Annotated in this window: 12 protein-coding genes; 1 reads left to right on the plus strand and 11 read right to left on the minus strand. The window is 50.6% G+C overall.

The genetic code is table 11. The features are described from left to right. Positions 1 to 19: 19 nt before the first annotated feature. The 7 genes from B5F35_RS05425 to B5F35_RS05455 form a co-directional block, all read right to left on the minus strand. Positions 20 to 751 carry an SGNH/GDSL hydrolase family protein gene (locus B5F35_RS05425; protein ID WP_087238826.1) on the minus strand — a complete coding sequence of 244 codons (732 nt, stop codon included), beginning with the start codon at positions 749 to 751 and terminating at the stop codon, positions 20 to 22. 180 nt (positions 752 to 931) lie between these two features. Continuing rightward, the gene (locus tag B5F35_RS05430) at positions 932 to 2,704 is read right to left on the minus strand and encodes an ABC transporter ATP-binding protein (RefSeq protein ID WP_087238828.1); all 1,773 of its coding nucleotides are present in this window, start codon (positions 2,702 to 2,704) and stop codon (positions 932 to 934) included. 15 nt (positions 2,705 to 2,719) lie between these two features. Further along, complete coding sequence (locus tag B5F35_RS05435; protein WP_087238830.1) at positions 2,720 to 4,477, minus strand: ABC transporter ATP-binding protein; 1,758 nt, start codon at positions 4,475 to 4,477, stop codon at positions 2,720 to 2,722. Between the two features lie 3 nt (positions 4,478 to 4,480). Then, positions 4,481 to 4,993, minus strand: coding sequence for a MarR family winged helix-turn-helix transcriptional regulator (locus B5F35_RS05440; RefSeq protein WP_087238832.1), 513 nt, complete (start codon positions 4,991 to 4,993; stop codon positions 4,481 to 4,483). Positions 4,994 to 5,182: 189 nt separating this feature from the next. Next, on the minus strand, positions 5,183 to 6,193 hold the full coding sequence (gene gap, locus B5F35_RS05445) for a type I glyceraldehyde-3-phosphate dehydrogenase (protein ID WP_087238833.1): 1,011 nt from the start codon (positions 6,191 to 6,193) through the stop codon (positions 5,183 to 5,185). 87 nt (positions 6,194 to 6,280) lie between these two features. Continuing rightward, positions 6,281 to 7,240, minus strand: a complete 960-nt coding sequence (locus B5F35_RS05450) for a hypothetical protein (RefSeq protein WP_087238835.1) — start codon at positions 7,238 to 7,240, stop codon at positions 6,281 to 6,283. A 209-nt stretch (positions 7,241 to 7,449) separates the two neighbouring features. After that, a complete protein-coding gene (locus B5F35_RS05455; protein ID WP_087238837.1) occupies positions 7,450 to 8,820 on the minus strand; it encodes a citrate/2-methylcitrate synthase in 1,371 nt (456 codons plus the stop codon). 251 nt (positions 8,821 to 9,071) lie between these two features. On the opposite strand from B5F35_RS05455, the gene B5F35_RS05460 reads away from it, so the two are divergent. Beyond that, positions 9,072 to 10,070 carry a SpoIID/LytB domain-containing protein gene (locus tag B5F35_RS05460; RefSeq protein ID WP_087238839.1) on the plus strand — a complete coding sequence of 333 codons (999 nt, stop codon included), beginning with the start codon at positions 9,072 to 9,074 and terminating at the stop codon, positions 10,068 to 10,070. Positions 10,071 to 10,079: 9 nt separating this feature from the next. On the opposite strand, the gene B5F35_RS19575 is transcribed toward B5F35_RS05460, so the two are convergent. The 4 genes from B5F35_RS19575 to tnpA all read right to left on the minus strand — a co-directional run bounded on the left by B5F35_RS19575 (position 10,080) and on the right by tnpA (position 14,206). Continuing rightward, complete coding sequence (locus B5F35_RS19575) at positions 10,080 to 10,433, minus strand: MATE family efflux transporter (RefSeq protein WP_442856429.1); 354 nt, start codon at positions 10,431 to 10,433, stop codon at positions 10,080 to 10,082. Further along, entirely contained in the window at positions 10,427 to 11,437 is a 1,011-nt protein-coding gene (locus tag B5F35_RS05465; RefSeq protein ID WP_442856430.1) for an MATE family efflux transporter, read from the minus strand. The genes B5F35_RS19575 and B5F35_RS05465 overlap by 7 nt, the downstream gene beginning before the upstream one ends. Positions 11,438 to 11,658: 221 nt before the next feature. Next, positions 11,659 to 13,308, minus strand: a complete 1,650-nt coding sequence (locus B5F35_RS05470) for a retron Ec67 family RNA-directed DNA polymerase/endonuclease (protein ID WP_206424019.1) — start codon at positions 13,306 to 13,308, stop codon at positions 11,659 to 11,661. Between the two features lie 421 nt (positions 13,309 to 13,729). Further along, positions 13,730 to 14,206, minus strand: coding sequence for an IS200/IS605 family transposase (gene tnpA, locus B5F35_RS05475; protein ID WP_087238841.1), 477 nt, complete (start codon positions 14,204 to 14,206; stop codon positions 13,730 to 13,732). Positions 14,207 to 14,340: the final 134 nt, after the last annotated feature.

Consider the following 14,340-nt stretch of genomic DNA (forward strand, 5'->3'; position numbering starts at 1 on the left):
GCGATCCGCCCATTTTTTCTTACGGTTCGTTGAAAATGGAATGAAGAAGCGAAACGGCAAAGAGCCAGTTCATCTCCCGGGTGGGATGGTTCAGCTGGTTCGCAAGCAGCTCCGTCGTGTCCACCCCGGCCTCGTGCATCGTTTTCCACTGCGCGTAACAGTCGCAGACCGGCACGCCGTGCTCGGCGCAGACTTTTCTGGCCGTTTCCATATATTGGTCCATCACCCCGGAATTTTGCAGCTCGCTGGCTCCTTTTGCCATCTCAAGGATCGTTTCGTCCTCCAGATGGCAGCTGATCTCCGTACACATCATGTTGGGCGTCATAAAGAGCGTTTCAATCCCCGCTTCCTGGAGACGATCGAAAATCTTTCCCAGCGCGTCTCCGTAAGTGGAAAGGCCATCCAGGCCGCCCCAGGAATCGTTCAGGCCATAGCAGACCACCGCCAGATCGGGGTGATGCACAATCACATCGCGCTCCAAACGTTCCAGGCCATGGGGCGCATTGTCGCCGCCGATCCCTGCATTCAGGATATTGACCGGCACACTGGGATACAGCAGGGCCAGCATCCGCTTGAGATAATGATGGTAAGCGGCTTCTGCGTCGTAATAAGCATCGATGGAACCATCGGATTTCTTATACAGCTCAAAGCAGGTCTGCGTCACGCTGTCGCCCAAAAAGGCAAAGGTCAAAGGACCCTGCCCCCAGTTATCCTTTGCTTTTGCTTTCAGCAAATCCCGGATTTTCTGCATTTTTCATCTTCCTTCCCCAAAAAGTCTCTTTCGCTGTCAGACTTCATCGAAAGAGATCCAAGAACAAGATAACAGATTATGGGATTCAAATGCAACTGTTTTTTAAAGATTTCGCAATTTATTAATAAATACGTATCAAAAGAGCTTCTTTTTAAGAAAAAACCGCAAGATTTCGAAAACTCACTCAAACTGAGCTGCATATAGCCTGTAGTATGTTCCCTTTTTCCGCATAAGCTCCTCATGTGTACCCTGCTCCACCACCTCGCCGTGTTCCATCACAAGAATATTGTCGGCATGCTGAATGGTGGACAGACGGTGAGCAATCACGAAAGAGGTTTTCCCCTTCATCAGCTCCTGCATGGCGCGCTGCACCTCGCGCTCCGTGTTTGTGTCGACATTGCTGGTCGCTTCGTCGAGAATGAGCATCTGCGTATTGTACAGCATAGCTCTGGCGATCGTCAGAAGCTGCTTCTGGCCCTTGCTGATATTGCCGCCATCCTCGCTGATCACTGTGTTGTAGCCCTCCGGCAAACGCATGATATAGTGATGGATGCGAGCGGCCTTGGCCGCGGCGACTACTTCCTCCTTGGTCGCCCCCTCCTTGCCGTAAGCAATGTTCTCAAAGATCGTCCCCTGGAATACCCACGTATCCTGCAAAACCATCGCGTAGGCCCGGCGCAGGGAATCGCGCGTCACCTCGTGCAGCTCCTTGCCATCGACCAGAATCTCACCTGCATTCACATCGTAAAAGCGCATGAGCAGGTTGATGATCGTTGTCTTGCCCGCACCGGTGTGGCCCACAATAGCAACGGTTTGTCCGGGCTTTGCCTTGAGATTCAGATCGTGCAGAACAATTTTCCCCGGCAGATAGCCGAAGCTGACATGACGTGCCTCAACATCCCCCTGCACCTGTCCGAGCACCTGTGCGCCGGGAAGATCTGCCGGCTCTTCCGGCTGATCCAGCAGCGTAAACACGCGCTCCGCGGCTGCAAGGGCGGAATAAATCTCATTCATGATGTTTGCAATCTCATTAATAGGGCCGCTGAATTTACGCGAATACAGGACAAAGGAGGAGATCTGCTCCATCCCCGCCATACCAAGCATGTAGAGGGCCGCCCCCACCATGCCGATGAGCGACAGGCCCAGATTGTTGATCATACCAACCGTCGGGCCGGTTGTCATGCCAAGTGAATCGGCATTCCGGTATGCCACAGCGGCTTCCCGGTTGATGCCGCTGAATTCTTCGCAAACGTCATCCTCATAGGCATAGGCCAGGATCGTCTTTTGCCCCGAAAACATTTCCTCCACATAGCCGTTCATCCTTCCGTAAGCCGCGCTGCGTTTGGAATACAGCGGCCTGGTGCGCTTTCCCATGTAGCGGGTGAAAAAGATGGCAAGCGGAATCGGGATGCACAGGCAGGCGGTCATCGGCGCGGAAATGATGCACATCATCACGAACGAGCCAACCACGGTGACAACACTTGTCAGGATCTGTACAAGATCGGCTGAAATGCTTGTCGTCACCACATCGATATCGTAGGAGACGCGGCTGATGATATCGCCCGCCTGATTGCGATCAAAATAGCTTACCGGCAGAGCCATCAGCTTGGCAAACACATCGCGGCGCATCTTGTTGGCGATCCGGCGGCCAATACGCATCATAGCCTGGTTGACCAGGAAAGACATGAGATTGCTGAACACATAAGCGATCAGCATACACCAGGCATAATAGGCCACGGTATCGAAATCAACCTGTCCTTTTCCAACCGCCGCGCCAATCGCCTTTCCCGCAAAGGTCGGGCCGAGCAGATTGCCGATGTTGCTGGCAAAAGTACAAAGCAGCAGGGCTGCCACCGCGACACGGTAGCTCATAATATACTGAAAAATGCGGCGCAGCGTTCCCTTTGCGTCCTTTGGTTTTTCCTTTTTTCCTCTTGGGGGTCCGGGCGGCATTGCTTTCCCTCCTCCTTATGCCAGTGCGCCCATCTGCGCCTGGTAAATCTCTTGATAGGCCGAACAGTTTTGCAGCAGCTCCTCGTGCGTGCCGTAGCCGATGCAGTGCCCGTTATCCATCACCAGAATGTGGGTCATCGACTGGATCGAGCTCACACGCTGAGCCACCATGATGGTGGTCGAATTCCGGTGATGCTCAAAAATCGCTTTGCGCAGAGCCGCGTCCGTCTTATAGTCAAGTGCCGAGGAGGAATCGTCCAGGATCAGGATCTCCGGATCCCCCGCCAGCGCGCGGGAAATCAGAAGCCTCTGCTTCTGGCCGCCGGAAAGGTTCGCTCCCTTGATATCCGCCTGGTAATCCAGGCCCTCCTCCAGTGAATCTATATACTCGGCGGCGACAGCGTCCTCCACCGCGCGCATCAGGGCGGCTTCGTCAAGATCGCGGCCAAACCGGATGTTTTCCCGCAGCGAGTTGAAAAACACCATATCGTTCTGAAACACCACGCCGAAGCGGCGGTGCAGCTCATCCTTCTCATAGGTGCGCACGTCCCGGCCGTCAACAAACACACCGCCGTCCTCTACATCGTAAAAGCGCATGAGCAGATTGATGATCGTTGTTTTGCCGCAGCCCGTGGGGCCAATGATACCCAGGCTTTCTCCTCGCCGGAGTGCAAAGCTGATGTCGTACAGACACTGCTCCCGCTCCTCCCCCGCAAGGGAATGTTCCTGACTCTCCCCGGCCACCGGATAGCTGAAATTCACATGCTCAAAACGGATAAATTCATCCCCTGCCGGGTGTCTTGCCTCCTTCGGAGAAAGGATGCGCTGATCCACATCCGTGGCCAGCACCTGCCCGATCCGGTTGGCGGAAGCTGTGGCCTTGCTGGTCATCATAAAAATACGGTTGATACCCATAACGCCCTGCATCACCATATTGAAATATGTCAGGAAGGCAAGGATCACACCTGGCTTCATCTGCCCTGCGTCGACGCGAAGCGCACCGATCCATACCACCAACGTCAATCCCACATTCAGGCACATCTGCATGAATGGGCCGGGAATGGCCATGATGGTGCTGGCCTTGATATCCGCCTTTGTCATCGCCCCGTTATAGCGGTCGAAGCGTCCCTTTTCATATTCCGTCTTGGAAAGCGCCTTGACCACGCGGATCCCGGTGATATCCTCGCGCATGGTCCGCACCACATCATCCAGACGCTCCTGCACCTTGCGGTACAGCGGGATGCCATACCGGGAAACCGCCAGGACGACGACAATCAGAATGGGGGTAATGATGCACAGGATGCTGGACAGAACGGGATCCATGATCAGCGTGACAGCAATACCGCCAAGCAGCATGATCGGCACACGCACGCACATGGTCTGGAGCGACTGGACACAGCTCTGCACATTGTAGCTGTCGCTCGTCATGCGGCTGATCAAACTCGGCAGGCCGAATGCGTCGAACTGCGCGCCGGAGAGGTTTGCCGTTTTGGTAAAGAGAGCCTGCCGGATGTCGTAAGAGACGCGGTGCGCATTGTCGACCGCGATCCGGTTGGCCAGCACATTGAGCTGCCGGGTGATGAGCGCGGTAACAATCATCAGTGAACCCCACAAAAGCACCTGTTCCATTTTTCCGAGCGGCACCACCTCGTCAATCAGGTATTCCAGAATATAGGGGATCAGAAGCTCCGTCACAGCGCCAAGAAGCTTGATGACCATGGAGAGCGTGATTTTATGCGAATAGGTCTTCATGTAGTGCAGGATCAGGCGCATGTCTTACTCTCCTCCCTTCTTCTCTGGCTGCGGCTCTTGTTCCGCATGTCGCTTCTCTTCCTCCAAAAACCGCTCCCGGACATGCGGAAAATCCGCCTGACGCTCCTCCCAGCAGCGGCGCTCTACAATCTCCAGCAGCCGGGCCAATTCCTTTTGCTCTTCCTCACTAAGCGGTTCCAGAAGCCACTCATAAAACAGTTCCTCCAGATGCTGCTTGGAACTCCGGAGGGCGTCACCTTTTTCCGTGGCAAACAAAAGCTGACTGCGCCCGTCCGCCGGGTTCGGCTCCCGCCGCAGATATCCCTTCGCCTGCAAGCTGGCCAGCTGGCGTGCCGCCGCTCCTTTATCAATCTCCAGCCTCCGGCACAGCTCTGTCATCGTCGTTCCCGGATGCCATCGCACATAGAGCAGCACATCCAGTTCCGAGGGTCCGATGCCCATCCGCCGCATGATCTGGTGGGTGAAAATTCCGACCCCACGGGCAATCCTTGTGATCCGCCTCTCTGTCACATCCATCGTATGCCCTCCTCTCTCTAAATAGATGATACATCAACTAAATAAAAAAAGAAAGACTTTTTTGCAATAAAACAAAAAAGTGCCCCTTTCCAGAACCGAAGCTCCGGAAAGGGGCACTTGCATCAGAAACGGTCAGACCGCAAAAACGTCGTGATCCATCTTTGCGGAAAACCTTCCCGACAGAAATTCTTACTTGTGGTCGACAGTGTACATGTGCTGGATGAGCTCCAGAACCTTGTTGCTGTAGCCCCACTCGTTGTCGTACCAGGAGACGACCTTCACAAAGGTGTCGGTCAGAGCAATACCGGCCTGCTCGTCGAAGATGGAGGTGTGCGGATCGCCCAGGAAGTCGGAGGAAACAACCATCTCGTCGGTGTAGCCCAGGATGCCCTTGAGCTCGCCCTCGGAGGCCTTCTTCATGGCGGCGCAGATCTCTTCGTACTTGGCGGGCTTCTCGAGGTTGACGGTCAGGTCAACAACGGAAACGTCCAGGGTCGGAACACGCATGGACATGCCGGTCAGCTTGCCATTGAGCTCGGGGATAACCTTGCCCACAGCCTTCGCAGCGCCGGTGGTGGAGGGGATGATGTTGCCGGCAGCGGCACGGCCGCCTCTCCAGTCCTTCTTGGAAGGACCGTCAACGGTCTTCTGGGTAGCGGTGGTGGAGTGAACGGTGGTCATCAGGCCGTCCTTAATGCCGAAGTTGTCGTTGAGAACCTTGGCAATCGGAGCCAGGCAGTTCGTGGTGCAGGAAGCGTTGGACACGATATCCATATCGGTGGTGTACTTGTCCTGGTTCACGCCCATAACGAACATCGGGGCATCCTTGGAAGGAGCGGAGATGACAACCTTCTTGGCGCCGGCCTTCAGGTGAGCCTTCGCCTTATCCATCACGGTGAACACGCCGGTGGACTCGACAACATACTCGGCCTGAACCTCGCCCCACGGAATCTCCTCAGGATTCATGCAGGCGAAGAAGCGGACTTCCTTACCGTCGACAATGATGGAGTTGTCGGTATACTTGATGTCGCCCTTGTACTGGCCATGCATGGTATCATAACGCAGCATGTACGCCATGTAATCGGGGGTCATGAAAGGATCGTTGATCCCCACAAACTCAATATTCGGGTTGCTCAGTCCGGCACGGAACACCAGGCGGCCGATGCGGCCGAAACCATTGATGCCAACTTTAATAGCCATAACACAAATACCTCCTGAAAAATTTTTCTTAGGCTTGTCTCTATTCTATAGCATTTGCTGGGAATTTACAAGTAGGTTGATATAAATTTAACGGTCATTTTCAGAATTATTTTTCGGGAAGGGACTTTTTTCCCTCGGCAGGAAGGTTTCCGTCGCCCCATACGCTTCGTTCAGCCGATCGGCAAAGTCCTGCGTCTCGTCGCTGGAAGCGTTCTCCTCTTCCTCTTCCGGTTCGTCCTCCTGCACGGGCTGCAAAACGGGCTTTGCACGGTGCAGGGTCAGAAGGAAAAAGAAAGCAAACAGCGCCGCCACGCCGTTCATCAGATACATGCCGAACGGATAGGAGGTCACGGGAGAAACGCCCATCACCCGCAGCACCAGCTCCGGCACCACCGTCACCACAGCAAATTGGATCGCCATCAGGCCGAAGCGCACAGCATCCCGCGCGCTCCGCTCAGGCTCGATCCCCGCATGAAGCTTCGCATAGGCGAAGAAAAAGAGCAGAAGGAACACCACCGAGAAGGTGTCATACACATTTTCCGCGATGTTCACAGAGCCGGAATAGGTGATAAACAGCGCCACCAGACACACACAGCCCCACAGGGGAGGCAGCAGGGCGGGAATCGGATGGTTCCGCCAGAAATTCTTCCCCACAGCATGGCCGTAGGCCTGCAGCAGCAGGATGATGCCCGCAAGAATCCCCGCCGCCGCGAGAATCCCGTTCATGACCGTATTTTCCACGCTCGGCACACCGAGCAGGCTGAACAGAGATTGTCCGCAGAATAAAAATCCCGTAAACATCGCCGCTGCCGCGGTGGGCAGGCTTTGCAGCGGCAGCTCCGGCACGGGCGCGGGGCTTCGGGCGGTGTCGGCATACAGCAGAACACAGCCCGCCATCAAGGCGATAAAGACGATCGCCGTCGTCAGATAGCCGTCTGTATAAAAACCCGTGTCCGCCTCCAGAAGGAAGAGCGTCTGGTACAGGCGCACGGGCAGGGCAATGACAAGGGTAATCCAGAAAATACGCCAAATGCGTTTGGTAATCATGGGCGACACTCCCGTTTTCTTGATACTTCTGCTATTATACTCTGCCCGGGAAAAGGTATATTTCTTTTATAGAATTATAATTTTTCCATGAAAAAAAATCCCTCACATGCGCAAGAACGGCCCGGCTTCCCGCTCTGCCGCACCGTCTTTTTCTGAAAAAACGATGGAAAAAAGCCGGAAACCGGGCCGCCAAATGGACGCGGCGGAGCTTATCTGCGCTCGTCCAGCGGAATATAGGTTTTCTGCTGGGCCAGGGAACGATAAGCCGGACGCATGATCCGGCCGCACGTCTCAATCTCCTCGATCCGGTGCGCGCACCAGCCCGCGATGCGGGACACGGCAAACAGCGGCGTGTAGAGATCGCTCGGGATCCCCAGGCACTCATACACCAGGCCGGAATAGAAGTCGACATTGGCGGAGATCACCTTGGAATCTCCCTTCACACCGGCAAAGACCTCCGGAGCCAGCCGTTCCACACGCTCAAAAAGGTCAAACTCCCGCAGCATCCCGCGCTCGCCCGCGATCTTTCTCGCCTTCTGCTTGAGAATCACCGCGCGCGGGTCGGAAATGGTGTAAACGGCATGACCCATTCCATAGATCAGGCCGGAATGATCGCCCACTTCTTTGCGTACAATTCTAGCAAGGTAATCCTTCACCTGCGCGTCGCTCTCCCAATCCTTCACATTCTGCATCAGGTCGCCCATCATCATCATGACGCGATGATTGGCGCCGCCGTGACGCGGCCCCTTGAGAGAACCGATGGCAGCGGAAATCGCCGAATAGATGTCTGTCCCCGTGGAGGACAGAACGCGGGCCGTAAAGGTGGAGTTATTGCCGCCGCCGTGTTCCGCGTGAATCATCATGCACAGGTCGAGAAGCTTTGCCTCCTCGTCGGTAAACTGCCGGTCCGGACGGATCGCGTTGAGGATAGCTTCCGCTGTGGAATGCTCCGGATTGAGCGGATGGAAGAACATGCTCTGTTTGTCGTAATGGCGGCGCTTGACCTGATAGGCATACGTCATGATGGTAGGCAAGCGGGCGATGAGCTGCATCGACTGACGCATATTGTTTTCCAGCGAAATATCATCCGGATTGTCGTCATAGGAATACAAAGCAAGAACTGAGCGTGCCAGCTTGTTCATGATATTGCGCGACGGAGCCTTGATGATCATATCCTCAGCAAAATATTCCGGGAGCTCACGGTAGCTGTTGATTACCGCGGAAAAACGCTCCAGCTGTTCCCGTGTGGGCTGCTTGCCGAAAAGCAGAAGCCAGGACACTTCCTCAAAGCCAAAACGGTTTTCCCTCGCGCAGCCCTCCACAATGTCGCACACATCAATGCCGCGGTAAGTCAGCCGGCCTTCGTCCGGGATGCGCTCCCCGTCGTCGATCAGATAACCGTGCACGTTGCAGATCAGGGTCAGACCAGCCATCACACCTGTTCCGTCCGGATTGCGCAGGCCCCGCTTGACATTGTACAAATCAAAGCTTTCCGGCGCAATCTTGTTGTTCGCACGGAATTCCTCGCACAGATCCGCAAGCGTTTCCTGCCGCGTCTTCCCCTTCACCTGTTTCTCCATCCTTGAGCTCTCCCTTCCTCGTCCCTGCAACGGGCGCGACTTTATTTCTTTATTCTATCAAAGCGATATGCTCTTTATTGTAGCGCACACAACCTGCAAAGTCAATCATTCTTCCCTTCAAAATGCAATTTTATTTTCTTGAAATTGCATTTTTCTGCCATATGACCGAAAAAATAAAATTTATAGCGGAAATTATGAATAATCAAATCTTATTTCTGTAAATTCCCCATGCAAGAAAAAAGGAGGAGCCTATGAAAAGAAATGTTGTGGAATGCCTGATTCTCGCACTGCTGCTCTTTGTGATCCCTCTGTTTGCCATGGGAGGAGCCCCTCATGAAGAGAACAGCGGCGAGACCTCTTCCGCCGCCCCCGCTCCCGAGCCGGAAAGCGGAGACACAGAGGATGACTTCGCCATCCTTGACACCTCGACCGGGAATGTGATCCATGTCAGCCGCCTGGAATTCCTGCGCGGCGGCGCGGCGGCGGAGATCCCCCCCTCCTATGAGCTGGAAGCGCTCAAAGCTCAGGCAGCTGCGGCCTACACCTACTACGCCCGCCTGCGCGAGCAGCAGGAGCAGTCCCCCGATCCGGCCCTGAAAGGCGCCGATTTTTCCGCAAACCTTTCCATCGGGGAAAAATATGTCACGCCCGAGCTGATGAAAAGCCGGTACGGGGATCGCTATGAAGAATACTATGCCAAGCTGGATGAGGCGGCCCACGCTGTCAATGGGCTGGTGCTGCGCAGCGGGGGCGAATTGATCGACGCGGTCTTTTACGCCATCTCCGCCGGAGTGACGGAGAGCTCCGCGGATATCTGGGGCGGCGAGCGCAGCTATTTGGTTCCCGTGGCCAGCCCGGGTGACTGCTACGCCGCGGGCTACCGAACCTCCGCCGTGTTCAGCGCGGAGGAGCTCAAAACCTCCCTCCTCTCCGCGGATGCCTCCTTGACGTTTGGAGACGATCCGGCTGCCTGGCTGACAGATTTGCAGCGGACGGGCTCTGGCTCCGTTCTCTCGCTGACCGTGGGCGGCGTATCGATGGACGGCGGAAAATTCCGCTCCGCCCTCGGCCTGCGCTCCCAAAACTTCACCTTTACGTTCGCGGACAACAGCTTCACCTTCACTGTGTGCGGCTATGGCCATGGCGTGGGCATGAGCCAGGTCGGAGCACAGTATATGGCGGAGCAGGGGGCCTCCTGGGAGGAAATTCTGCACTGGTACTATCCGGGAATTTCCATTGAAGCGCTGTAACAGCCGACTTTATTCCGCTTCCTTTTCGCCGCGATCATGAGGAACGGATGTCCTTTTCTTATAAAGATAATAGGAAAGGATGGCGGCAGCCATTTCGGTAATCCAAAACGCATGCCATACACCAACCGCTTCCAAAAAATGGCTCAAAAGAAAAGCGGCGGGAATAATCAGCACCGTATACCGGAGCAGGGAAATCACCAGAGAGGGGCTTCCCATTCCCAAACCTTCCAGGGCCCCGCTGGAAATGACGGACACAGAAGAAACCATAAATCCCACACTGATAATGCGCAAAGCAATGCTTCCTGCCGCAATCGTTTCCGGGTTGGTGGAGAACAATCCGATCAACTGGCCGGGAATCAGCAACAGAGCGCCGTCCCCACCGCCATAATGCAGGCGGAGAGCACTAGCGACACACGGTAGATTTTTTGGACTCTGCCGTATTCCCTTGCTCCAAAATTGTACCCAATGATGGGACGCATTCCCTGAACAATTCCATTTGCGGGCAGATACAGGAAAGTTTGCAGTTTATAGTAGACCCCCAAAACCAAAACATAGACCTGCGAATAGGCGGATAAAATAATGTTCAAACACGAAATGAGCAAAGAAGGAAGCGCCAAATTCAGGGTTGCGGGAATACCAATCGAATACATTTTTTTCGTTAAGTTCCAATCCCATGCAGACGCTTTCCAAGAAAGGCGCACCGGAAATTTTCCAATTCCATAGCACAGCACATAAAGCACCAAGCTCAGAGTTTGACCAATCCCCGTTGCGAAAGCCGCGCCCTCAATTCCCATTTCCGGGAAAGGCCCCCAGCCAAAAATCAAGAGGGGATCCAAAACGATATTTGCCACGCAGCCTGACATCATGCAGACCATGGTCATCAGCATCTTTCCGACAGCCTGAGAAATCTTCTCCATCGACATGGAAAGAGCCACAATCACGGCAAAAGCAACGGCAATTCTGGAATACCGTACCCCCAGATCGATCACCTGTTCATCTGTAGTAAACAGACGGAGAAAAAACGGGATCACCAGGATACATCCAATCGTCAGAACAATCCCATGGATGATATTGCAGATGATACTCTGCGCAGCGGCAGCATTCGCTTTCTGATGTTCCTGTGCTCCCAGATGGTAATAAATGACAGCGTTTGCACCGATCGAAAATCCTATCGTAACCGCATTGATCAGGTTTTGTATGGGAAATACGAGCGACAGTGCCGTCATGGCGTCTTCACTGATCTGGGCCACATAATAGCTGTCAACAATGTTGTACAAAGACGCTACCATCATGGACAGTACCATTGGAAAAGACATGGACAAGACCAACGGCAGGACAGGTCTGGTTTTCATAAACGTTTGCTGCATTCTCCGGATTCCTCTTTTCTTCTCTGGTAAAATAAAAAAAGCTATATCTCCCCTTGTTTATCTCACCCACAAGGAAAAATATAGCTTTCGCTTTTTCAGAATATCATGTTTTCCCATTGATGTCAATAAAATTCCGACACCTGTATGCGCACACTATTTTATTTAAACAAACAGCAAGTATTTCCCAAAATATTTGAATTTCCTTTCCCAGCATGAAGAAATCATTGTCGAACAATTAGACTTAGCTTATCCAACAAGGGACGAAAACCACTAAAATCAATCTGCTCAAAGTGGTTCAACACATATTGGGAAAAAATTTCCTTACCATAATATTTTTCGGTATCGTACTTATCTTTTAAGCACAGATTTTTTCCACCTATAAGAAGATTAAGCGTTTCTTCCGAAAATAAATCTTCAATTTCGCACTCAGTTTTTTCTAAAACTAAAGGATTCGTTAATAAATATAGTTTTCCACTATTAAACACTTTTAGACATAATTCATTTCGCAATTGGTCTATTTGAGTTTCTGAAAACTTTTGCTCGTTCAAGAATTTTCTTAATGGTCGTTTACTTTCCAATTCATTATCAAACAAAAGAATCACTGGTGCCTTAGGTTGCGTTCCCATTCTCAAAAAATAGGCAAAATAATTTGGATAATTTTTACTTTCCCTCCCTTTTCCACCTACAAAATATTTATAAATATTTTGAATTGTATCCGCTCCATCTGCTTGGACACCTAAAAAATATCGCAGCCTTTTTGTCCGTTTCATGAACGAAAACTTAAATCTAAATTTTCCATCTTTAGATTTGGTAATAAGATTAGGATACTCGTTATACAAAGATTTCAGTGCAGCTTTTAAATACCGGACATCTGTTTTTCCTTCTGTCACAAGTATTGGAATATCATTTCCATAAAAAAACTTATAAAACAAAAACCGTTTGAACTCCCGTTCTCTTCCACTTAAAAGACCAAATTCGTGCTTCTCTCCATCGTGTTGATTATTATAACAGTTCAGTTGGTTTATAAAAGAGAAACGACCTTCTAATTGCTCGATTGTACCTGCTTGTCCGTCTATAGTAAATTCACCTTTTTTATAAAGTGAATGCGCCATTGCCTTTGTCTTTCTATAATAATCTTGCGCAACATTTACTTTTTGATTTACAACAAGACCTGTCACTTTTTGTTGTGAATCTTTATATACCAACCGCGTTTTCTTTTCGTTAATTTTAAAGCCAGCACGTTCAATTTCTTTTTGAATTGCACAAAGAAACTCATCTTTACGCTCAACAAATGCTTTGTCGTTTGTCGAAAATGTCAAGTCATCAGCATATCTTGTATAATCAAGTTTGTATCTCTTTGCAAGCTTAAGCAATCTATTATCCAAAATTTGGCATATCAGATTTGTAATGATGGGTGAGGTTGGCGCCCCCTGCGGTAAACATCCTTCAAAACATGTTAACTGTGCAACTACAGTAGCAACTTCTATCGGCAAAGCAAAATTTCTGTTTTTTTCAAAAAAACCTCTAACCCGACCAAAATGGAAACTATCAAAAAAATCCTGAAGATCAATATTTAGTATATATTTTTTATTTCTATGTATTTGAGCATTTGTTACAATACTTTTCCCTTTTTTAAATCCATGGGCAATATTGGAATTTACGCCTATACCTGTCCAAATATTTCGTTGACAGCTCTCTAATTTGCTCGCCAACTTTTTCTGTATGGATTTCAATTCACTTGATGGAGCTTTAATTGTACGAATATTTCCATCTTTCTTTAATATTCCAAATGAAGTATAAAAGTTTTCTACTTTTTTACATATAAAACATATGTCAACGCTTTCCGAGGAACTTCCAAAAAATCTGCCAATTCATTTCTTGAAGCAATATCACAAAATGGCTTCATAATATGCTCTCCTAATCAAAGAGCACATGGCAACTCATTATGCAGCAAAAGTATCTATCCCTGTTTACGATTAAAGAATGATAAAGGGCTAAAGTCCCCACCATTTTAGTCAACACCCGCGATCCGCGAGTACAAAATCTTGCCATGTGCTCCTTTTATAGTATACAATAAAACATCAATTCCAACAAGGCACACATTAATACTTTGGATCTGTAAACCATATCCTTATTAATATTTTCCGTAATCCAAGTCATGACCCCCGGCAAAGCCGGGGGCTTGGGAAAGCCCTAGAAGGGCATGGTACAGACAACGCCCCTAAAGGGGCCACGAATGGGTCGGCCAACTGCATTGCTGACTCATGGCTGGCCCCTGAAGGGGCGTTATTTTTATGCCTTGGTATTCTTGCTACCCGTAAACGGGTCTATGAACTCCTTTAAACTCATTTGATCTGCTATCTGATCCGTCTCCAATTGCTGTTTGATGTATTCTTGTATCTGCTTTTTATTTCGTCCTACTGTATCTACGAAATATCCTCTTGCCCAGAAATGTCTGTCACCATATTTATACTTCAAATTTGCATGTCTGTCAAAAATCATTAAACTGCTTTTTCCTTTGAGATATCCCATAATTTGTGATACACTATATTTTGGCGGGATACTGATGAGCATATGAATATGATCCGGACATGCTTGTGCTTCTATGATCTCTACCCCCTTTTGTTCACACAACTTTCGAAGTATTTGTCCAATATCTCTCCTGATTTGGCCGTATATTGCCATCCGGCGATATTTTGGGGCAAATACCACATGATATTGACATCTCCATGTTGTGTGCTGCAAACTTTCTATATCTTTTTCTTTCATCGAAAAGACCTCCTGGTTTTTATTGTTGCAGTTGACCGACCGCAACTTTATTTTACCAGAAGGTTTTTTCATTATATAATTTCTTTTACTCTCCCCGGCCTAGCCGGGGGTTGTCGTTTCGCTAAAGCATATTA

Origin of the sequence: Anaeromassilibacillus sp. An200, from assembly GCF_002160025.1 — a bacterium.
In the GTDB taxonomy this organism is placed as follows: Bacteria; Bacillota; Clostridia; order Oscillospirales; family Acutalibacteraceae; genus Caccousia; species Caccousia stercoris.